At 58.9% G+C, this 18,226-nt stretch carries 18 protein-coding genes and 3 pseudogenes; 10 read left to right on the forward strand and 11 right to left on the reverse strand.

Features of this window, described 5'->3' with window-relative positions; translation table 11 throughout:
- Nucleotides 1–253: 253 nt before the first annotated feature.
- The gene (locus GOX88_RS07855; RefSeq protein WP_170400633.1) at nucleotides 254–568 is read left to right on the forward strand and encodes a hypothetical protein; all 315 of its coding nucleotides are present in this window, start codon (nucleotides 254–256) and stop codon (nucleotides 566–568) included.
- Between the two features lie 131 nt (nucleotides 569–699).
- Here the strand turns inward: GOX88_RS07855 and GOX88_RS07860 are convergent, their stop codons facing one another.
- On the reverse strand, nucleotides 700–1,578 hold the full coding sequence (locus GOX88_RS07860) for a LysR substrate-binding domain-containing protein (RefSeq protein WP_170400634.1): 879 nt from the start codon (nucleotides 1,576–1,578) through the stop codon (nucleotides 700–702).
- A 119-nt stretch (nucleotides 1,579–1,697) separates the two neighbouring features.
- On the opposite strand from GOX88_RS07860, the gene GOX88_RS07865 reads away from it, so the two are divergent.
- A complete protein-coding gene (locus GOX88_RS07865; RefSeq protein WP_170400635.1) occupies nucleotides 1,698–2,447 on the forward strand; it encodes an SDR family oxidoreductase in 750 nt (249 codons plus the stop codon).
- Between the two features lie 17 nt (nucleotides 2,448–2,464).
- Nucleotides 2,465–2,857: an ectoine synthase gene (locus GOX88_RS07870; RefSeq protein ID WP_170400636.1), complete on the forward strand. Its 393-nt coding sequence runs from the start codon at nucleotides 2,465–2,467 to the stop codon at nucleotides 2,855–2,857.
- Nucleotides 2,858–2,968: 111 nt separating this feature from the next.
- Here the strand turns inward: GOX88_RS07870 and tnpB are convergent, their stop codons facing one another.
- Together tnpB and GOX88_RS07880 are read right to left on the reverse strand one after the other, a co-directional pair.
- Entirely contained in the window at nucleotides 2,969–3,319 is a 351-nt protein-coding gene (gene tnpB / locus GOX88_RS07875; protein WP_170400637.1) for an IS66 family insertion sequence element accessory protein TnpB, read from the reverse strand.
- Nucleotides 3,316–3,699: a hypothetical protein gene (locus GOX88_RS07880; protein ID WP_170400638.1), complete on the reverse strand. Its 384-nt coding sequence runs from the start codon at nucleotides 3,697–3,699 to the stop codon at nucleotides 3,316–3,318. The genes tnpB and GOX88_RS07880 overlap by 4 nt, the downstream gene beginning before the upstream one ends.
- 126 nt (nucleotides 3,700–3,825) lie before the next feature.
- Here GOX88_RS07880 and GOX88_RS23405 point away from each other — a divergent pair.
- The 3 pseudogenes from GOX88_RS23405 to GOX88_RS07890 form a co-directional block, all read left to right on the forward strand.
- Nucleotides 3,826–4,008 (forward strand): annotated as a pseudogene (locus GOX88_RS23405) (efflux RND transporter periplasmic adaptor subunit); the annotation flags it as partial.
- 25 nt (nucleotides 4,009–4,033) lie between these two features.
- Nucleotides 4,034–4,578 (forward strand): annotated as a pseudogene (locus GOX88_RS07885) (ATP-binding cassette domain-containing protein); the annotation flags it as partial.
- Nucleotides 4,579–4,606: 28 nt separating this feature from the next.
- Nucleotides 4,607–5,095: pseudogene (locus tag GOX88_RS07890) on the forward strand (ABC transporter ATP-binding protein); the annotation flags it as partial.
- A gap of 443 nt (nucleotides 5,096–5,538) precedes the next feature.
- Here GOX88_RS07890 and gph read toward each other — a convergent pair.
- Nucleotides 5,539–6,213: a phosphoglycolate phosphatase gene (gph, locus tag GOX88_RS07895; protein WP_170400640.1), complete on the reverse strand. Its 675-nt coding sequence runs from the start codon at nucleotides 6,211–6,213 to the stop codon at nucleotides 5,539–5,541.
- A gap of 221 nt (nucleotides 6,214–6,434) precedes the next feature.
- On the opposite strand from gph, the gene hemP reads away from it, so the two are divergent.
- Complete coding sequence (gene hemP / locus GOX88_RS07900) at nucleotides 6,435–6,602, forward strand: hemin uptake protein HemP (RefSeq protein WP_170328602.1); 168 nt, start codon at nucleotides 6,435–6,437, stop codon at nucleotides 6,600–6,602.
- Nucleotides 6,599–7,075 (forward strand): hypothetical protein, encoded by a 477-nt coding sequence (locus GOX88_RS07905; RefSeq protein ID WP_170400641.1) that lies wholly within the window; start codon nucleotides 6,599–6,601, stop codon nucleotides 7,073–7,075. The genes hemP and GOX88_RS07905 overlap by 4 nt, the downstream gene beginning before the upstream one ends.
- Before the next feature lie 51 nt (nucleotides 7,076–7,126).
- On the opposite strand, the gene GOX88_RS07910 is transcribed toward GOX88_RS07905, so the two are convergent.
- The 6 genes from GOX88_RS07910 to GOX88_RS07935 all read right to left on the reverse strand — a co-directional run bounded on the left by GOX88_RS07910 (nucleotide 7,127) and on the right by GOX88_RS07935 (nucleotide 15,059).
- Nucleotides 7,127–10,192: an aminotransferase class III-fold pyridoxal phosphate-dependent enzyme gene (locus tag GOX88_RS07910; RefSeq protein WP_170400642.1), complete on the reverse strand. Its 3,066-nt coding sequence runs from the start codon at nucleotides 10,190–10,192 to the stop codon at nucleotides 7,127–7,129.
- A 107-nt stretch (nucleotides 10,193–10,299) separates the two neighbouring features.
- The gene (locus GOX88_RS07915) at nucleotides 10,300–11,172 is read right to left on the reverse strand and encodes an NAD(P)-dependent oxidoreductase (protein ID WP_170400643.1); all 873 of its coding nucleotides are present in this window, start codon (nucleotides 11,170–11,172) and stop codon (nucleotides 10,300–10,302) included.
- Nucleotides 11,173–11,268: 96 nt separating this feature from the next.
- Entirely contained in the window at nucleotides 11,269–11,658 is a 390-nt protein-coding gene (cueR, locus tag GOX88_RS07920) for a Cu(I)-responsive transcriptional regulator (RefSeq protein WP_170400644.1), read from the reverse strand.
- A complete protein-coding gene (locus tag GOX88_RS07925; protein WP_170400645.1) occupies nucleotides 11,655–14,132 on the reverse strand; it encodes a heavy metal translocating P-type ATPase in 2,478 nt (825 codons plus the stop codon). Before GOX88_RS07925 ends, cueR begins: the two co-directional genes overlap by 4 nt.
- Before the next feature lie 102 nt (nucleotides 14,133–14,234).
- Nucleotides 14,235–14,396, reverse strand: coding sequence for a hypothetical protein (locus GOX88_RS07930; RefSeq protein ID WP_170400646.1), 162 nt, complete (start codon nucleotides 14,394–14,396; stop codon nucleotides 14,235–14,237).
- Between the two features lie 42 nt (nucleotides 14,397–14,438).
- A complete protein-coding gene (locus tag GOX88_RS07935; protein WP_170400647.1) occupies nucleotides 14,439–15,059 on the reverse strand; it encodes a pyridoxamine 5'-phosphate oxidase family protein in 621 nt (206 codons plus the stop codon).
- Between the two features lie 280 nt (nucleotides 15,060–15,339).
- On the opposite strand from GOX88_RS07935, the gene GOX88_RS07940 reads away from it, so the two are divergent.
- On the forward strand, nucleotides 15,340–15,903 hold the full coding sequence (locus GOX88_RS07940) for a TetR/AcrR family transcriptional regulator (protein WP_170400648.1): 564 nt from the start codon (nucleotides 15,340–15,342) through the stop codon (nucleotides 15,901–15,903).
- A gap of 108 nt (nucleotides 15,904–16,011) precedes the next feature.
- Nucleotides 16,012–17,169 carry an acyl-CoA dehydrogenase family protein gene (locus GOX88_RS07945; protein WP_170400649.1) on the forward strand — a complete coding sequence of 386 codons (1,158 nt, stop codon included), beginning with the start codon at nucleotides 16,012–16,014 and terminating at the stop codon, nucleotides 17,167–17,169.
- 155 nt (nucleotides 17,170–17,324) lie between these two features.
- Here GOX88_RS07945 and GOX88_RS07950 read toward each other — a convergent pair whose 3' ends face one another.
- The gene (locus tag GOX88_RS07950; RefSeq protein ID WP_170400650.1) at nucleotides 17,325–18,224 is read right to left on the reverse strand and encodes a LysR substrate-binding domain-containing protein; all 900 of its coding nucleotides are present in this window, start codon (nucleotides 18,222–18,224) and stop codon (nucleotides 17,325–17,327) included.
- Nucleotides 18,225–18,226 lie beyond the last annotated feature (2 nt).

The following is an 18,226-nucleotide window of genomic DNA, read 5'->3' on the forward strand; positions in this document are numbered from 1 at the left end:
GCTCGTCAGGCTCATAACCTGAAGGTCGTAGGTTCAAATCCTACTCCCGCAACCAGGTCGAATAATCTCAAAACTACCCGTTCAGACTACAATTGATCCAATGAACCAATTGCTTAACCTCCTCACCTCGCCAGGCTCATAACCTGAAGCTCAGAGGTTCAAATCCTGCTCCCGCATCCAAAATCCAAAAAAGACAGCTCAATCCAAATACACTCCACAGGACCGTTCGCTTAACCCCCTCATCAAGGCAGATTTGGAAGGCGAACGCGGTGAGCTTCTTTCTGCGCAGGCAGTCTTGCGAGAGGCCGAAGCCCTTTTTGAGACAAACGCACAACGGGTCCAGAACGCAAAGGCCGACTATGCTCGCGCACAGGCTGTGCTCGCTGGCGCACAGGCCAACGTGCCGCAAAGGCAAGCGGTTCTGAAGCTTGCAGAAGTGGAGTTGCAACGCAGCATTACTTGCGCCCCGATCGATGGAGTGATCATCAATCGAAGTATTGAAGAGGGACAAACAGTGGCCGCAACATTGGAGGCACCGACTCTTTTCACAATAGCCCAGGGCCTTTAGGAAATGGTCGGTCTGGGATGGATCGACTTTCGCCGCGCGTCGCATGAACTGGTAAAGTGCGGGACAAAGCCGACTTCTGTAATACTTGGACTAATGACAGTTGTCGCGGGCCTTCGATTAAGGCACAAAGCTCAAATCGACATGAGCCATTTCCTGAAAATTCTCACCGTGACCCGCTCCTGATCGCCGGGGCGGCAGACGAAGTAGAGCCCACGTACCATTGGAACAGGGCTTTCGTCGAGACGGATCAGCCGACCAAGCTCCAAGTCTCTTGCTGCCAAGAGATGTCTTGCCAACGCCACACCTTGCCCGTCAATCGCGGCCTCCAACAGAACAGCGCTGTCGACGTACTTGATGCTCTGAGAATTGATCCGATCAGCGTTCAGACCGACTTGAGCAGCCCAGTTTTCCCATCCGACGTTGAATGCATCGTGCAATAGTGGGAGATCAGCCACGTCCTCGGCGCGCATTGGTAGCCGTGTTTGCCCGACAAGGGACGGCGCGGCCACGACAATCAATTCCTCTTGCCTTATTTGCTCATGATACAGCCCGTCCCAACCGGGCTCCCCAAACCGCAGGGCGACATCAACCTCGGACGTATCGAAATCCACAAAGGCATCATTTGTGTCCAGCAATAATGCGATACCCGGATGTTCTTGCTGAAACGAGCTTAGTAACGGAACAAGCCATTTGAGCGCCAGCGATGTGGACAAGGACACTGTAATCGACTGGCGGTGATGTAATCGCTTCACCTCCGATACGCCCAGCTGCAATGCAGAAAATGCCCCACGTGTTGATTGATACAGACGTTCCCCGGCCTTGGTCAGTTCAACGCCATTGGGGCGGCGATGAAAGAGCGCTACGCCGAGATGCAGCTCCAGCACTTTGATTTGCCGACTGATCGCCCCGTGGGTGACATTCAGAACATCCGCTGCCTTGGTCAGGCTGGAATGGGTTGCGGTTTCGTCAAAAGCCTGAAGGGCACGAAGGTGTCTGAGGTTTTCTGTCATGTGAGAAAATCTAACAGCAATGTTCTTTAAACTCGATAGGTGCGTCCAATTCTGGGGGGTTACACTGCCTTCAACTCAAAAAAACCACACACACTTTATGCCTAATGAAAGGAAACACCATGCCCGAAGCCAAAGTCGCGCTAATGACTGGTACAGGACAAGGCATTGGCCGGGGCTGCGCCGTTGAAATGGCCAAGGCAGGCTACAAGGTCTCGCTGATGTCCCCATCCAATCGCTCGGTCGAACTGGCAGAGGAGCTTGGGGGCATTGGCCGCCGCGGTTCTGTTTTAGATGTCGATGATTTACAAGCGATGATCGACGACACCATGAGCAAGTATGGGCGGATTGACGCAATCGTCAGCAACATGGGTCACGGCGGAACGGTACCTGAGGCCATCAAGACAGTCGGCTTCGATCCTGACTTTGACGGGCCGCTTTTGGAACTCAGCGACGAATTGTGGCACGAGAGTCTGGACATGTATGTGCTGAACGTCGTCAAGATCGCCCGTATCGTCACACCAATCCTGATCGAACAAGGCGGGGGTGCTTTCGTAAATATCTCGTCCATGAACACAATCGAGCCACGTGCGCCCTATCCTATGAGTATGCTGCGCGGTGCCTTGCACAGTTTCTCAAAGCTTTACGGAGATCGTTATGCACGGCACAACATTCGCATGAACAATCTGCTCCCCGGTTTCTGCGAAAACGTCAACCTGTCGGAAGAGGCGCGTCGCTCCATCCCGGCGCAACGACCCGCGACATTTGAGGAAATTGGTCAGGCTTGCGTGTTTCTCGCCAGCGAGGGAGCTCGGTATATCAACGGCCAGAGTATACTGTCCGACGGCGGGATGAACCGCGCGGTTCGATAGCAAAGAGGCGGTGAAAGATGATTGTTACGGCACTCAAAGATATCCTTGATACAGATAGAGACATTTCCGGTCCGGGTTGGAACAGCAGAAGGTTATTGCTTGCCTCTGATGGAATGGGGTTTTCGCTCACTGATACAATCATCAAAAAGGGTGCAGTGCTTGAGCTTGAATACACCCATCATTTAGAGGCGTGTTATTGTATCGAGGGCAAGGGTCAGATCCGGACGTCTGACGATGAAACCTGGCATTTCCTTGAACCATTTATCCTCTATGCATTGGATAAACATGACCGGCACTTGGTGCGAGCCACAGGCGCCGACTTGAGGCTTGTCTGCGTATTCAATCCACCGCTCAGCGGGCGCGAAGTTCACCGCGAAGATGGAAGCTATGCACCAATTACATCTTTATGAGCGCGGCGATGTCTTTGCGCAAAGCGGCCATTCATGTCGTGTGCAGCATCGGGCAAAATGGGCTCTTTCCCACCATCCGCTGCGTTCTGCCACAAGGTCCGCATTGCGGTATCAGACAGCAACTGGCTTTCGCACATGACGAGGAACAACTCGTTGCCAATCGAGACCTTCAAACAGCGCTTCAAATTGGGAGCGGCTAATGGTGATGACACCATCGGTCATCCGCGGCCAGACAAATCCTGCACCCTCGATCCGTTTGTAGGTCATGACTAGGCCTGTCCCGTCCCACACAATGATCTTCATTCTATCAGCCCGCTTGGCGCGAAAGATAAAGATCGCTCCACTAAACGGGTCCAGATCAAATTCGTTCATAACGATTGCCGCCAATCCATCCATACCCTTGCGAAAATCAACGGGCTTGGAGGCGAGGTAGAGTTTGAAGTTTCCGGATGGCGAGATCATGAGAGTGCTTGGATCACAGAGATAAGGTCTGATACTGGATAGTAAGCTGGCAAGGTAATCTCGAGTTGGTTACTGCGCAGAACGATCTCGGAAGGAACATCAGGCTTGATCGGATCTTCTTGGACGACGATCTCGGAAAATACCCTTTCTTCCCGAACGTCGGTTGTTATTCGTCCTGCTCGCCGAACGTCACCTCGCCATTTGTAAACCAGCGATTGCGAGACGTTGCATGTTTTCATGATCTCGCCGACGCTCAGTTCACCACGATCCATCTTTTCGTTTATGAAGCGTTTGAAGCTAGGTGGCCAAACACGACGCCCACCAGCATGCACTTCAATTTTGAAGCCGTATACTTCGAAAGATCTGGTTTCCAACCCCATGGCAGCGCCTTTTCTCTGTTTGGCGGCAGTATCTCATGATGAAGTCGAAAGCGTCAGACGTTGTTTAGGGCCCCAGATGCAACGCTTACCTTGCAACACAGCCTTATTCGCGCCCCGATCGATGGAGTGATCATCAATCGAAGTATTGAAGAGGGTCAAACAGTGGCCGCTACATTGGAGGCACCGACTCTTTTCACAATAGCCCAGGGCCTTGAGGAAATGGTCGTTCTGGTGAACGTGGATGAAACCGATATGGGGCGGATCAAATATGGGCAGGAGGCGTACTTTACAGTAGATGCCCTTTCGGGACCCGTTCTTTCAGGGGTTGTCAGCGAAATCCGTCTCGCTGCTTCGGATGAGCGAGGCCAAGATCGAGCAGGCGGGCATCGGGCTGAATTTCCAGAAACCCACAGTTTCGAAGATCAGACCTCGCAGGAAAACCTGCTGATGACCTTGAAAAACAAGCGCGGTTGGTCGGGGATGCTGTTCTATCGCCCCTCATCCGAGGATCTGGAGAAGGTCGAAGAACTGGCCGCCGAGATAGGGTTGAAGGATGAACTGACGCGCAAGTCCGGCCAACTCAGCCATGGTCAGAAGCAATGGCTCGAGATCAGGATGTTGCTGGCGCAGGAACCGCGCTTGCTGTTGGGCGACGAACCTGCGGCGGGCATGACCCCGCAGGAGCGCGAGGACACCACCGACCTGCTGGGTCAGGCCGCCAAAACACGCGCCGTTGCAGTCGTCGAGCATGACATGGAGTTCGTCCGCCGCCTGAACTGCAAGGTCACGGTTCTTTTCGAAGGGACGGTTCTGGCCGAGGGCTCGCTGGACCAAATGACATCAAATCAGGACGTCATCGACGTCTATCTGGGGTGCTAGGCGATGCTGACACTGAATGATCTGACCCTGCACTATGGGCACCAATGGCGTCTGCAAGACCGGCCTGATCAAGGCAATATCCGGAACCCATCCGCGCTCAGGTGGTGAAAATCTGGAAACCGGGTTTGCCTGTCTGCCCGCCGGCGCGCACTTCATCCCGGATAAAATTTTCGAACTGTTTCCGGTGCTCAGGAAAATGCAGAACCGGCGCGGCGGTGACCTGTCCGAAGGGCACCAGCAACAGCTGGCCATCGCGTGGGCGCGGATCACCAAACCACGCCTGCTGCTGGACGAGCCGACCGAAGGCATTCAGCCCAACATCATCCAGCAGATCGGAGAGGTGATCCACCATCTGCGAACCCAAGGCGGCAAGGCCATTGTTCTAGTCGAGCAGTATTTTGACCATGCCTATGATCTGGCTGACCGGTTCGTTGTCTTGCGCCGCGGAGAGATCCTGATGTCAGGTCTCAAGGCAGACCTTTCACGTGAACAGGCCCTGCAGGGCGTCACGGTCTAAAGCTCTGTGCGCAAGGCAAAGAAAGTTAATTCGGAAACACTGTGATGGCCGGCCTTTCGGGCTGTTCCCAGGGCTGGGCACGTGTCGCAAACAAGGCGGTGTCCCGTATTCGGGCGGGGCACATCAGCCCTTGCTGCGGCGACGGTGGCGTGGTGCCTTAATTGCCGTTTTCTTGCTTGGCGGGGTGTTGCTGGGAAATTTTATGTTCAATACCCGATCCGATGCGCAAAAAAAGAAAAAAATAATTTCGTAATTTCAACGGCTTTGGATGGCCTACGGGAAACCCCCAATATCAGGTTATCGGGCAATTCGTTAATTGTAACTTATTGAACGGAGCAATTCGGGCAATACCACTTTTCCCCTGTGAGGGGCTGGCTACTTACCCCCTCGGCCGGCCCCTCAGCAAACCGCTGCGATCCGTTCCAATTCCCCTAAGCTTGCCGTCAGGCGTCTTCTTCCAGCGATCGCAGCACTTGTGTGACCACCGTCGGAAGCTGCAACGAGTCGCCATAGCTGGCGGTGTGCGGAATCTCGGCTACGGGTGATTTGCGATAGCCTTCGGTGAACAGAAGGAACGGCACTTGCGCACGGCGGGCCGTTTCGGCGTCGACCTCGCTGTCGCCCACAAACAGGTGCGGACCGGTGGGGGTGACGGCGGCAAAGCTGGCCTCAAGATGGGCCGGGTCCGGTTTGCGGGTGTTCAGGCTGTCGCCACCCAGAACGGCATCGAAATGATGCGCCAGGTTCATGGCTTCCAGCACATGACGTGCAGGGGCCTCGGGTTTGTTGGTGCAGACACCCAGCACGCAGCCCATATCGCGCAACTGCTCCAGCGCTTGTATCACGCCCGGATAGACGACGGTCTTGTCGCTGGCGCCAGCGTTGTAGTGCGCCAGGGTCTGCCGGGTTAGGTCGGTATGACGATCCATCGACAGGTCACAATGCAGGATCACGCGCTCGACCAGCTTGGGCAGGCCGTTGCCCACGAATTGTTGGATTTGCTGCTGGGGAAGGGGCGCGACAGCGTTGTCCTGCAACATCCTGTTGGTGGCTGCGGCAAGGTCCGCAAGGCTGTCCACCAGTGTCCCGTCCAGGTCGAACATGATTGTCGCGCTCATCGGTTACCTCGTCTGTCCAAAGCCCTGCACAGGGTTATCCCGCATGATTTTTTGGCGCAATCACATTGGTTTGAAGATTTTGTAAGAACCGGGTTGACATACCTGACTAAATTAATCAACTTAACGACAAGTGAGCAGCCAACCCCATGTCGGGTCAGCCAGATCGAAAAAAACGCGAACAGATCAAGGCATTTCGCCTGAGACCACTTGGAGTTGTCCTGATGAATATGCAGACCCCGAATCCCAGCCAATCCTACGCCGTATCCATGCTGCCTGCCCACAAGGCCGAGGACCTGACCAAGGGCGGAAACCTGGCCCATATCGAGTTGGGCGACCAGCTGTACACCCTGCGCATCACCCGCGCCGGCAAGCTGATCCTGACGAAATGAGCGCGCCTTCCCCGCGGGGCGGGGCGGCCGTTGGCCGCCTTGCTGACCTGAGCCCTGTCGAGGTCGGTGCCGTGATGTATCTGCGGCTCTGGGGTGACGGCGCGCAGGGGCGCTCGGATGCTGCCAGTGACTTTGAAATCGCGCTGGGTACAGAGAGCGGGCGCGCCGCGATAACGACACTGGACCAGTTGTGTTCGCTATGCGCGCATCACGGGCGCCGCCCGCTGGTCCGTCACGGATTGGGGTGTTCCTGTCTGGGTGCGGATGAGAACTGTTTCGCACAGATGATCGCTGCGGCCTCGGAAGGGGACCGCGAAGACGCGATGATGATGGCATCCTTGATAGTACGAGCGGATTTCGCGCCTGCGTTGGCTTCATTGTCCGAGGAACTCGGACTGGCACTGCGCCGCATGACAGCGCTTGTTCCAATGCCCACGACCGGGCACCATCCCCCCGCAGCCGTGTTGCATTAAGCAGCAGGCAAGCGTAAAACCCCGGCCTCCCTCGCGCCGGGGTTTTTCACCTCAGCAGCATCCGCACCCGGCGTGGTGATGATCATGATCGCAGGTCGGGGCAGGGGCATAGTCGCCGACTTCGGCCAACACATCTCGCAATGCCCAGAGGATCATGTCCACGTCCTCGGCCTCGATCGTCAGAGGTGGGCGGATTTTCAGGATGTTGTCCTTTGGCCCTTCGCTACCGATCAGGATGCGGTGGTCCCGCATCCGGTTCTTGACGTGTTTGCAGATCTCGGTGCCCTCGGACCCGTCGGGGTTGATCAATTCAACACCCAGAAACAGGCCCATGCCCCGCACGTCACCGACACAGCCGAAATCGGCCTCGATCTGGCGCAGGCCGTCCATCAGGCGCGCACCCATGTCGCGGGCGTTGTCCTGCAGGCCCTCGTCATCGACGATGTCCAACACCTCTTTCCCGATCCGGCAGGACAAGGTCGAGCCGCCAAAGGTCGAGAAGAACTCGATCCCGTTGTCAAAGCTGCGGGCGATTTCCTTGGTTGTCACCAGTACGCCCAGCGGGTGCCCGTTGCCGATGGGTTTGCCCAAGACCACGATATCCGGCAGCGCGCCCTGATGCTCAAAGCCGAAATAGTATTCACCCAGACGTCCCAGCCCGGTCTGCACTTCGTCGGCGATGCAAACCCCGCCCGCGGCCCGGATTTTCTCATAAACCGCAGGCAGATAGCCCTTGGGTGGGATGATCTGACCACCGACCGAGGGGAAGGTCTCGGCGATAAATCCGGCCACGCCCTGTTCCTTGTCCTGCAAGGCGGCAATCGCCGGGTCTACGAGGTCAGCGTATTTCTGGGCGCGGTTGGGATCGTCGCGTTTGAACGACCCGCGATAGTCGTCCGCTACTTCGACCAGTTCGACCCAATCGGCCTGACCGATCCCGCCCGGCTTGTTGAACTTGTAGGCCGAGATCGCAATGGCCGCGTTGGTGTTGCCGTGATAGCCATGGTCCGGCGTTACGATCCCCTTGGCCCCGGTATGGGCGCGGGCCAGCCGCAGGGCCAGTTCATTGGCCTCGGTGCCCGAGTTCACGAAGAAGCAGACCTCGAAATGATCCGGCAGCTTGGACAGCACCTTGTCGGCAAACGCGGTCTGCGCGGGATGCAGATAGCGGGTGTTCGAGTTCATCCGCTTCAACTGATCCGCCGCGACCGCCTGAATACGCGGATGTGCGTGGCCCACATGGGGGACGTTGTTATAGGCGTCCAGATAGGGGCGGCCCCATTCGTCGAACAGGTGGTGCTTCCATCCGCGCACCAGCATCACCGGATCGTCGTAGGTCAGGCTGAGATTGCCGCCGAAATGATCGTGCCGCCCCCGCAGGATCGCCTGCTTGTCGGTGGGGCGGTAGAACACCTTGTCGTCGGGCAGGTTCAGCAACGCTGCCGGGTTGGGACAGATGGCGTGCCACAGCTCCATCTCGTCCGGGTCACCGACACCGGGCCAGTCGTTTTGCATCCCGTCCGTGGTCAGGGCCAGCTGGAAATGCACATGCGGCGCCCAGCCGCCGTTCTGGCTGGCATCCCCCAGCCGGGCAAAAGCTGCACCCTGCGCCACCGGATCTCCCGGTTTCAACCGGTCACAGACCTCGGGGTCCAGATGGCCGTAGAGCGTATAGAACGGATCACCCTCGGGCGTTTCGTGGTGCAGGATCACCACGCCGCCATAATCCAGATGCGCGTTTCGGTTCTCGACCGCCTCAACCCGGCCGCTCATCGGCGCATGCAGCACGGTGCCCGCGGGGGCAAACACGTCCACCGCCAGATGCACGGTCCGACGGTCCGAGGCCTTCCACGGCCCCTTGCGGAACCCGGATTCCGCATAGATCAGGCGGGGTTCGTTATAGTAGCCCAGCCACAGGCCCTCACCGAATTCCTCACCCACGCGCGCGGCTTCCTCCAGCGGCATGTGAAACGGGTTCTGTGGCCAGGTCGAATTCTCGACGGACAGCGAGCCCATCGGCACATCGCGCAAGTCCTGCTCGAGCATCTGGGCGAACTGGCCGCGATGTTCGGAGAGGTAGGCGTGAATACGCTCGGCCCCGTCGGTGACAGGCAGGCCGCAAGCGGCGCGCAGCCGCGTCGACATCAGGTCGCCATTCACGCCCGAATTCTCAAGGAACCGCCAGGCCGGGGCCTGACTGATGGTCACGTAGGGATCATCCGGATTTTCAGCCGCCATCAGGGTCGAGTTCACGACGGACACCGCCAGCCGCATCCGCAGCAGCGGCCAGATCAGATCGACCTCATCCGCGCGCAGCCGGTTGGCCGCGTGGTATCCGCGTACCAGCGCCGCCAATGCGCGCTCGGGTTTGGGGTGATCCAGAACGATGTACGCCCCCGCAATCGCCAGATCGCAAATACGCGGCGCCGCGCACATGTCGCCCAGATCGATCAAGCCCGAAACGCTCTGGCGTTGCCCCAACTCACCTTCGACCAGAATGTTATAGTCGTTGGCATCGTTATGAATGGCCTGCTTGTTCAGACCGGACAATTGCCCGGAAATCGCGACGAATTCCTCGCTAATTCCGGTCAACAACGCGCGGCGCGTGGGATCGGCAATCACATCCAACTGATCGGCGATCCAATCCGCCTGCGTCAGGTCCCATTTGAAATCCGTCCGGTGCAACCCGCCATGCGAAAACCGCTCCAACGCCTTGTCCGTCGCCCCCAAAACGCGACCCAGCTTCAGGATCAGTTCTACGGACTTGGGCGCTGTTTTGGCATAACACTGCCCCGGCAGGCATTCGAGCAACCAGACCAGCCGCGTCTCTCCCTGCTGATCGGAGATCTCGGGCAGCAGGGTCCCGTTCAGGTCCGCGAACACCTGTGGGAACGGCAGCCCCGGTGCCTCGCTTGTGATATGGGCCAGCGCCTTGACTTGCAGGTCCACGAATTCGGCCTCGCAGCCCGCGCGCATGACCTTGAGCACGTAATCCTGACCGTTGGTGGCCCGGACCATAAAGTTCAGGTCATATTCGCCGTCCAAACGCTCCAACTTGGCGTCCAGCCCCCAATGCGTGCGCAGGGCGTCCGCCCAGAATTCAGTCATGTCGCTCATCCGATTCCCTGTCCTTCGATCACCGGGGTCCCCTTCATCTGGCTGAAAATACCTTCGGGGGGTGAATTGGCCCAACGGACCAAGAGGGGCAGACAGCCCCCCTGCCTTCAGTCCAAAGCACGCAACCGTTTGATCAACGAGGACGTATCCCACCGCCCACCGCCCAGTTTCTGGACATCCTTGTAAAACTGATCGACCAAAGCCGTCACCGGCAGTGATGCCCCGGTCTCGTTGGCTGTCTCAAGGCAGATGCCCAGGTCCTTGCGCATCCAGTCCACCGCAAATCCGTGATCGAAGTGGTCGTCCAGCATGGTCTCGTAGCGGTTTGCCATCTGCCAGCTGCCAGCCGCACCCTGACTTATCACCTCAACGACCGAGCGCCCGTCCAGACCGGCTTTCTCGGCAAAATGCAGCGCTTCGCTGAGGCCCTGAACCAGGCCGGCAATTGCGATCTGGTTGCACATCTTGGTCATTTGACCAGCGCCGCTGTCGCCGATCCGGCGGCAGATTTTGGAATAGACCTGCATGATCGGCTCGGCTGCATCATAGGCGGCCTGATCACCGCCACACATGATCGACAGAACGCCATTTTCGGCTCCCGCCTGACCGCCCGAAATCGGCGCGTCCACAAATGCAATGCCCTGAGCCTGCCCGGCTGCGTATAGTTCACGGGTCACCTTGGCAGAAACAGTGGTGTGATCGACGAACGTGGTGCCCTCGGCCATTCCGTGGAACGCGCCGTCTTCTCCTGTACAAACCATCCGCAGGTCATCATCGTTGCCGACGCAGGCCATCACGAAATCCGCGCCCTGTGCGGCCTCATTCGGGGTGGGCGCCATGGCGCCGCCGTGTTGAGCAACCCAAGCTTCTGCCTTCGCCGCGGTGCGGTTGTAAACGGTCACCTCATGTCCCGCCGCCTGCAGATGGCCTGCCATTGGATAGCCCATGACGCCCAGGCCCAGAAACGCAATTTTTGCCATTTGGTGATCCTCTCTGCTGTCCGGTCCCATTTCTTTCAGTAGGCCGGAGTGTTGGGCAGAGACAAAGCAAAGCCGCGCGCAAAGAGCAACCCCGCGTCAGGACTTGCCGCCCAAATCCTGCAGGATCGGGCAATCGGGGCGGTCATCCCCGGCGCAGGCATCGATCAGATGGCCCAGCGTGTCGCGCATCGCGTTGAGATCTGCGATCTTGGCCTCGATCTGAGCCAGATGCGCCCGCGCGACCTTTTTGACGTCGGCGCTTGCGCGGGTTTCATCCTCGTACAGAGCCATTAGCGTGCGGCAATCCTCGATCGTGAACCCCAAGGCGCGGGCACGGCCCAGAAAGTTCAGCTTGTGCACGTCCTGTTCCCGAAACCGGCGATAGCCGTTGTCGTCGCGCAGAGGTTTGATCAGGCCGATATCCTCATAATATCGGATCGTCTTGGCGGGCAGGCCGGTCTGGGTTGCGACGTCTCCGATATTCATGGCGTCACCTCATGGGTTTCGTGGCCCTGCTGCACTTCAGGCAGGCTGGCGCGCACGCGACGCAGGCGCAGCGCGTTCGACACCACAAAGACGCTGGACAAGGCCATCGCCCCGGCGGCCAGGGCAGGGGACAGAAGATGCCCGCTGAACGGGTACAGAGCGCCCGCAGCCACCGGGATCAGCAGGATGTTATAGCCAAAGGCCCAGCCGAGGTTCTGGCGGATGTTGCGCATGGTGCGGCGGCTGATCTCAACCGCGTTGGCAACACCGCGCAAATCGCCGGACATCAGAACCACATCCGCAGTTTCAATGGCCACGTCGGTTCCTGTGCCAATGGCCACACCGATATCGGCCGCCGCCAGAGCCGGTGCGTCGTTGATGCCATCCCCGACAAAGGCCAGCGTGCCGAACTTCTCGCGCAACGCGGTGATCGCGGCCAACTTGCCATCCGGCAGAACCTCGGCCGTGACATGGTCGATGCCCAGCCGGTCGGCCAGAGCCTGCGCGGTACGGGCGTTGTCGCCGGTCACCATCGCCAGCGTCAGGCCCATCGCGTGCAGCCGCTCCAACGCCTGCCTTGTGCCGGGTTTGATCGGGTCCGAGACCGCAAGCAGCGCCGCAGCTTGACCGTCAATGGCGACGAACAGCGGCGTGGCACCTTCGTTGGCGCGCTGGTCGGCCTCAGCGGTCAAGTCGGATAGGTCGATCCCGTGTTGCGCCATCAGGCGGGGCGAGCCGATCAGAATGTCGCGCCCTTCGACCGTTGCCTGAACGCCCAGCCCGGTCAGGGATTGGAATTCGGACGGCGATGGCAAATCCGGCGGTCCAGCCCGGGTGATCGCTGTGGCGATCGGGTGTTCGGATTGCGCCTCGACTGCTGCGGCCAGCCGCAGAACAGTGTCACGGTCAAAGCCGTTTGTGACGGTGATGCCTTCCAGTTCGGGCCGCCCCAATGTCAGCGTTCCGGTCTTGTCCAGCGCGATCACCTTGGCCTGTTGCAACTGCTGCAACGCGTCGCCCTTTCGGAACAAAACGCCCAGCTCAGCCGCGCGCCCGGTGCCCACCATGATCGAGGTTGGCGTTGCCAGACCCATGGCGCAAGGGCAGGCGATGATCAGGACGGAAACTCCGGTGACCAGAGCCATCGGCAGGGCGGGTGCAGGGCCAAAGATCAGCCAGACCGCGATGGTCAGCAGGGCCACGGCAATGACCAGGGGCACAAACCAGGCGGTGATCCGGTCGACCAGCCCCTGAATCGGCAGCTTGGCCCCCTGCGCCTGTTCGACCATGTGGATGACCTGCGCCAGAACGGTGTCAGCCCCAACCCGCGTGGCGCGGATCCGCAGCGCACCGGTGCCGTTGACCGTACCACCCACGACCTGATCTGACGGCGCTTTGCCGACAGGTACGGGTTCGCCGGTGATCATGCTTTCATCGACGTATGAGGTCCCCTCAAGCACGTCCCCATCCACCGGGACCCGCTCGCCGGGGCGGATTTGCAGGATATTTCCAACAGTGATGTCGGCAATCGGGCGGTCTATGTAGGTGCCGTCCATTTCGACCCGTGCGGTCTTGGGCTGCAGCCCCACCAACTTGCGGATCGCGGCGCCGGTGCGGCCCTTGGCGCGTGCCTCCATCACCCGCCCAAGCAGGATCAGGACTACGATGACCGAGGCGGCCTCGAAATACACATTGGCGCTGCCTTGCGGCAGAATCTGCGGTGCGAAGGTTGCGGTGACCGAGAACAAATAGGCCGCCCCCGTGCCCAAAGTCACAAGCGCGTTCATATCCGGTGATCCGCGCAGCAGAGAGGGGATGCCCTTGGCATAGAAAACCCGCCCCGGCCCCAGCAACAGAACAGTGGTCAGCGCGAATTGGATCAGGTGGCTGGTCTGCGTGCCGATGGTCGCCTGTACCCAGTGGTGAAAGGCCGGGACCATATGGCCACCCATTTCGAGCACGAATACAGGCAAAGCCAGCACAGCGGCAAAAACTGTGGCTTTGGTCAGCGCGTGGGTTTCTTCGGTTTTAGCCTGGTTGGTCGGTGTGTCGGAGCTATCGGCCACACGCGCCGGGTATCCGGCATCCTCGGACCGTTTCGCCAGCGTCTGCGGGTCGGTGGCACCGTCAATATAGGTGACCGTGGCGCTTTCCGTGGCCAGATTGACCTGCGCCTCGACAACGGCGGGATCGGCGGTCAGGGCGCGTTCAATCCGGGACACGCAGGAGGCACAGTTCATGCCGCCGATCTTCAGCGTCGTTTCCCGTGTCGCTGCCGGGTAACCGGCGTGGCTCAGCGCTTCGGTCAGCGCCCCGATCTGGCCGTCATAGGTAACCTGCGCGGTTTCGGTTGCGAAATTGACCGAGGCCTCCGACACCCCCGGCACGTCGCGCAGTGCGGTTTCCACCCGCCCCACGCAAGACGCGCATCCCATGCCCGAGATTTTCAGCTGAATTGTCTGCGACGTAGTCATCCGACTCATCCTGTAGAGAACTTCTCCCTCCAGATGGGGGTTCCAGTCACGGGAAGGTCAAGGGGTCACGACAGGTTTCTGCGCAATTTCTCTGTGCTTAAGTCAGCGATCCAATAGCTGATCCAACAACAGGGAATCGTACATCACGGGCGGAGAGCTGCGGACAGATTGCGGCGAGGCAAAAAAGGCCAGTGTCAAACCCGTCACCAACAGCAAGGCGCCAATCACGCAAAGGCTGGCAATGTTCAGCGCTGATCGCAGCATGGGGGGCTCCTTGTATCTGTTGTGACCTGTCTGGTCAGGGGGTCAGGGCCGTTGGGCCAGTTGCTGTTTCAGTTTTTCGTTCTCGGCCTGAAGCTGGGCCAATTGCTGCCCGAGCGCGTTCAGATGCGGGCGCAGTTCGGCCTCGGTAAAACGTGGAGTGATGTGGCGCGGGCAGTTCCAGTCCAGCGCCTCGACCCGGATAATGACAGCGCGTTCGGCGGGGGCTTCGGCGCCCTCTGGGTACAGGCTGGCCGCTGCGGCCTCGCCTTCTGTGAAATCCACCCGGCCAAGTACCTTGAGGCGCCGCTGGTTGGCATAATCCATCAGGATCAGTGCGATGCGGTCATTCCCGTCCAGATTCCCGCGCGAGATATACTGTTTGTTACCGGAAAAATCGGCGTATCCGATGGTCTGTGGTCCCAATACCTTCAGGAACCCGACCGGCCCACCGCGGTACTGGACGTAAGGCCATCCAGTCTCGGACACGGTGGATTGGTAAAACCCGTCGCGCGCCTGGATGAACGCCTTTTCGGCCGGTCCGATCTGGTGTCCCTGCTGCGGACCGCCTTCGATGAACCTGGCGTAAGTCCTGGCCGAGCCCATTCTTTCCTGATGAGCCCGAACTGCGGGGGTAAAGGTCAGTTCGGAAAAGGCGCGTGGCATGACTTGTCCTTTCTCGGCCCGTGAGCTGGTCTTTCACGTCAATGCGGCGGCTATCAGCGCGAGGGTCAAAAGAACGGGGACGTACTGAGGGGAGAAAAGGCTGGCATGGCGTCTCATCTGATCGCTCCAAGGTTTACAGATCGGTACATCTTGTGAGTAATGTGTACTGATCGGTAAACTTTTGCAAGTCTTATTTTGAAATCTCTAGCGGGCTCTCTCGGATGTTGAGGTTTCGGCAATCTGCCATTATGTACTGATCTGTACACTCAGGAGCCCGTGAATGCGCCCGAACAAACGTGACGAACTGGTCCGCAAAGCCCTGCAGGTCTTTTACCGCGATGGCTTTCACGCCACCGGTATGGACAAGCTGGTGGTTGAAACAGGTGTCTCCAAAACCTCGATGTACAAGCATTTCCGCACCAAAGAGGACCTGATCCTGGCCGCGCTGCAGCTGCGGGATGAGAGTTTTCGCAAGGATTTTCTGCACCGTATCAGCGAGCTGTCGGATACTCCGGCGGGGCAGTTGATTGCCAGTTTCGACGCGCTGGGCGAGTGGTTCAGTGAAGAAGACTATCGCGGCTGCATGTTCATCAAGGCCGGGGCGGAATATCAGGAAGAGGATCACCCGATCCATAAACAGTCGGCGGAACACAAACAGATCATGATGGATCATTTTACGGACCTGGCCCGTCAGGCCGGTGCGCGTGATCCGGAGCATCTGGCCTGCCAGATCGTGCTGTTGCAGGAAGGCGCGATTGTCGCGGCGGTGTTTCTGAAATCCTGTGACCCGGCACATAATGCCAAGTCGGCCGCGCAGGTTCTTCTGGACAACGCGCTGGTCTGAAAGGCGCCTGATCGCAAAACGACGTTGCGTTGCGATGCCCTTCGGCGGATTGGAAAGCGAAACCTCCAAAGCTAGGCTGTTGAGGCAAAGGCGAGGGGAGGATGTCGTATGCCGCTTTTTACCACTACTGCGGGTTGGGTGACCGAAGAGCATCAGATGTTTGCCGAAATGGCGGACCGGTTCATGAAAGATGAACTTGTACCGAACCTCGACCGTTGGAATGAAAACGGTGTTGTTGATCGTGACATGTGGCGCAAGGCAGGTGACATGGGATTGATGGCCGGTGCGATCCCCGAAGCCTATAGCGGCGTCGGCGGTGGAGTCGGGTTTGATGCGGTGACGCTCTATGCGCAGGCCTCGCACGGGGATTCGGGGTGGGGCTATGCGATCCAGACCATCGTCGTTCACTACATCAGCACCTATGGCAGCGAGGATCAAAAGCAGAAATGGCTGCCGCGTCTGGCCTCGGGCGAGATGGTTGGGGCACTGGCCATGACCGAGCCCGGAACCGGGTCCGATGTGCAAGCCATTCGAACGACCGCAGACAAGGACGGCAATTCCTATCGGTTGAACGGGTCCAAGATTTTTATCACCAACGGCCAGTCGGCGGACCTGATCCTTGTGGCCTGCAAGACCGACAAGACGGAGGGGTCAAAGGGTGTCTCGTTGATAGCTGTGGAGACCGAGGGCGCAGAGGGATTCCGCAAGGGTCGAAACCTGAAGAAACTGGGAATGAAGGCCAATGACACGGCTGAGTTGTTCTTTGAAGACGTCAAGGTGCCGATGACCAATCTTCTGGGTGCGGAAGAGGGGCAGGGCTTTTATCAGATGATGAAACAGTTGCCGTGGGAGCGTCTGACCATCGGCATCGGGGCGCTGGGCGCGATAGATTTCGCCATCGCTGAAACGGTGAAATACACACAGGAGCGTAAGGCGTTCGGTCAGCGGGTAATGGATTTCCAGAATACCCGGTTCAAACTGGCCGAGTGCAAGACAAAGGCCGAGGTCCTGCGTAGCTTCGTCAATGATTGTATTGCGCGGCTCGAGGCGGGAACGCTGGATGCTGCCACGGCCTCGATGGTGAAGTACTGGGGGTCGGAAGTTCAGAATGAAGTCATGCACGAATGCCTGCAGCTGTTTGGCGGCTACGGGTTCATGATGGAATACCCGATTGCGCGTCTCTACGCGGATGCGCGTGTTCAGATGATTTATGGCGGTACCAATGAGATCATGAAGGAACTCATCGCCCGGTCATTGGACACCTAACCAAACCGGGGCTCCTCCCGCCCGTCGTCGACGTTTCTGCCGAAACATCTCCTCCCGTTGGGCCAGGCAGGCGCGGGCACAGTCCGCGCCTGCCTGGCCCCTGCCGTCCGCAGGACGCAAGGCCGAAGGCCGCGCAGGATATTCTGACCCTGAATCTATGCTTTGCCCGCTTGGTCAATCTGCGCTTGCAGCCAAGTGCGGAAAGACCTCAGCGGCTCGGATTCTGCGCGGGATTGCGGCCAGACAAGATAGAAATCCCCAAGGCTCACCCCCGGCCCGTGCCAGGCTGTTACCAGTCGACCCGCCTCCAGGTCTGCTTCAATCAGGTAGCTAGGTAGCAATGCCACGCCCAGCCCGTGAATCGTGGCCTGCCCCATTGTCGAGAACTGGTCGAACAACATGCCTCGAATTCCGGAAACCTCGTGCCCTTGCGCGGCGAACCACCGTTCCCAGGCATCAGGGCGCGTTTCGAGGTGCAGCAATGGGGCTTCCGTCAGCCAACCGATGTCCTCAACGTCATCGGGCAGCAGATCGGGTGAGCACACAGGCAACACATCTTCGCGCATGATGCGCAGGTAGTTCACACCGGCCCAGTCGCGCTGGCCAAAGTGTATGGCGGCGTCGAAAAGTTCAGTGTCAAAGTCAAACGGGCGCAGGCGGGTGTTCAGGTTCACCGTGACCTCCGGGTGGCGGCGCGCGAAATCTTGCAGGCGCGGGGCCAGCCAGTGCATTCCGAAGGCGGGCAGGATCGACAGGTTCAACGACCCTCCGGTAGGGTTGGCTTTCAGCTTCAGCGATGCCTGGGCCAGTTGATTGAGCGCGGTGCGCGCGACCAGTACGTATTCTTTCGCTGCGGGTGTCAGGTGCAGCCGCATCTGGCTGCGCTGGATCAGATCCACACCCAGTTGCTCCTCCATGGACTTGAGCTGCCGACTGATCGCGCTTTGCGTCAGTGATAGCTCTTCGGCAGCGGCCGAGGCGCTGCCGAGACGGTCAACGGCCTCAAGCGCAAGCAATGATGGGATTGAGGGCAAGAACCGACGGGGGGCAATCATAT

Source organism: Ruegeria arenilitoris (genome assembly GCF_013030985.1).
Lineage (GTDB): Bacteria > Pseudomonadota > Alphaproteobacteria > Rhodobacterales > Rhodobacteraceae > Ruegeria > Ruegeria arenilitoris_B.

Coding starts and splice junctions, on each gene's coding strand:
- GOX88_RS07860 (WP_170400634.1), bottom strand. CDS start 1,578: ATGACAGAAAACCTCAGACACCTTCGTGCCCTTCAGGCTTTTGACGAA.
- GOX88_RS07865 (WP_170400635.1), top strand. CDS start 1,698: ATGCCCGAAGCCAAAGTCGCGCTAATGACTGGTACAGGACAAGGCATT.
- GOX88_RS07870 (WP_170400636.1), top strand. CDS start 2,465: ATGATTGTTACGGCACTCAAAGATATCCTTGATACAGATAGAGACATT.
- tnpB (WP_170400637.1), bottom strand. CDS start 3,319: ATGATCTCGCCATCCGGAAACTTCAAACTCTACCTCGCCTCCAAGCCC.
- GOX88_RS07880 (WP_170400638.1), bottom strand. CDS start 3,699: ATGGGGTTGGAAACCAGATCTTTCGAAGTATACGGCTTCAAAATTGAA.
- gph (WP_170400640.1), bottom strand. CDS start 6,213: ATGAGCGCGACAATCATGTTCGACCTGGACGGGACACTGGTGGACAGC.
- hemP (WP_170328602.1), top strand. CDS start 6,435: ATGAATATGCAGACCCCGAATCCCAGCCAATCCTACGCCGTATCCATG.
- GOX88_RS07905 (WP_170400641.1), top strand. CDS start 6,599: ATGAGCGCGCCTTCCCCGCGGGGCGGGGCGGCCGTTGGCCGCCTTGCT.
- GOX88_RS07910 (WP_170400642.1), bottom strand. CDS start 10,192: ATGAGCGACATGACTGAATTCTGGGCGGACGCCCTGCGCACGCATTGG.
- GOX88_RS07915 (WP_170400643.1), bottom strand. CDS start 11,172: ATGGCAAAAATTGCGTTTCTGGGCCTGGGCGTCATGGGCTATCCAATG.
- cueR (WP_170400644.1), bottom strand. CDS start 11,658: ATGAATATCGGAGACGTCGCAACCCAGACCGGCCTGCCCGCCAAGACG.
- GOX88_RS07925 (WP_170400645.1), bottom strand. CDS start 14,132: ATGACTACGTCGCAGACAATTCAGCTGAAAATCTCGGGCATGGGATGC.
- GOX88_RS07930 (WP_170400646.1), bottom strand. CDS start 14,396: ATGCTGCGATCAGCGCTGAACATTGCCAGCCTTTGCGTGATTGGCGCC.
- GOX88_RS07935 (WP_170400647.1), bottom strand. CDS start 15,059: ATGCCACGCGCCTTTTCCGAACTGACCTTTACCCCCGCAGTTCGGGCT.
- GOX88_RS07940 (WP_170400648.1), top strand. CDS start 15,340: ATGCGCCCGAACAAACGTGACGAACTGGTCCGCAAAGCCCTGCAGGTC.
- GOX88_RS07945 (WP_170400649.1), top strand. CDS start 16,012: ATGCCGCTTTTTACCACTACTGCGGGTTGGGTGACCGAAGAGCATCAG.
- GOX88_RS07950 (WP_170400650.1), bottom strand. CDS start 18,224: ATGATTGCCCCCCGTCGGTTCTTGCCCTCAATCCCATCATTGCTTGCG.